Annotated in this window: 2 protein-coding genes; both read left to right on the forward strand. The window is 49.2% G+C overall.

All coding sequences use genetic code 11. From position 1 onward, the window contains the following. The first annotated feature begins 176 nt into the window (after window positions 1–176). Window positions 177–482, forward strand: a complete 306-nt coding sequence (locus tag KDK14_RS19790) for a hypothetical protein (protein WP_257266945.1) — start codon at window positions 177–179, stop codon at window positions 480–482. A gap of 12 nt (window positions 483–494) precedes the next feature. After that, complete coding sequence (locus tag KDK14_RS19795) at window positions 495–782, forward strand: hypothetical protein (protein ID WP_257266946.1); 288 nt, start codon at window positions 495–497, stop codon at window positions 780–782. The last annotated feature ends 286 nt before the right edge of the window (window positions 783–1068 follow it).

The following is a 1068-nucleotide window of genomic DNA, read 5'->3' on the forward strand; positions in this document are numbered from 1 at the left end:
GACGCAGTTGAACACCTGGTCTAAAAATCACACTGGGCAATGTGTAAGGAGTTCAGGGTGTTCAAATGAAACAGAATAGGTGTTCAAGTTAACCAGAATACGCACCTCCAAAGGATCGGCCTCCCAAGCCAAAGCCCAACAGTGAGTACCCAACAAAACAGCTACTGGCGCTGGATATGATTCAGGCTTTCCAACGGCACTTTTCTGATATAAACGTCACCGGCATCCTGGCGGATGCTCTCTATGATGATGCCCATTTTATGGATGGAGCTTCCTCAGTCTTCTCGGGAACACAGGTGGTTAGCAAGCTCCGTTGGAACCAGATGGTGATCTACAAAAACAAAGAAGTTAATCTGAAGACCTATTTTGACAGTTATGTCGGGCCTGGCGTTAAAAAAACGCTGGTCATACGAGGAGGAAAGGAGCAAAAGGTGACGGTATTGTCTGCCCGTCTCAAGGTCAAAGCCCATGGGCAGAAGTGATTTATTATTGCTTTGAAATACGAGGGAGAGGACGACTATCGCTATCTGGCCGCCACGGATGTTTCCTGGCGTCATGATGATATTGCCCGGCTTCACACGCTGAGGTGGTTGACCGAGGTGTTCTTTGAGGACTGGAAACTTCATGAAGGCTGGTGCAACAGAGCCTTGCAGCAAGGCATTGAAGGGTCTGAGCGTGGCGTGATCCTGAGCGTGCTGTGTGACCATATGTTGCTCCTTCATCCTGAACAATCTGCCCGCCGGAACACAAGCAGCCTGCGCTTACCGTTGGCTGTCTGGTAGAGAAGCTCAGAATCGATGCGTTGCTGGATATCATCCGGACAGTTGTGGTTTCAGAAAATCCTCAGGAGCAGTTCAAGAAGCTGACGGAGTCTCTGGAAGACTACCGGCCAGTGAGAATATCCAGCAAGCATATGGCGGACAGGGAGCTGGGGAGAATGATGCCAACTGCTTCACTTAAGTATCGTTTGCCTGAATATCAAACACTCGTGCATTAGAAACTTGAGAGTCGAGTTGTAGGAACTCTTCCATCCAGTCATTGTTGTTGACCCATTCTGAATCGGTCGCA

Origin of the sequence: Endozoicomonas sp. ONNA2, from assembly GCF_024606365.1 — a bacterium.
In the GTDB taxonomy this organism is placed as follows: Bacteria; Pseudomonadota; Gammaproteobacteria; order Pseudomonadales; family Endozoicomonadaceae; genus Endozoicomonas.

What these genes read in the sequence shown, in the direction of transcription:
- KDK14_RS19790 (WP_257266945.1), top strand. Translation starts at nt 177, where the DNA reads ATGATTCAGGCTTTCCAACGGCACTTTTCTGATATAAACGTCACCGGC.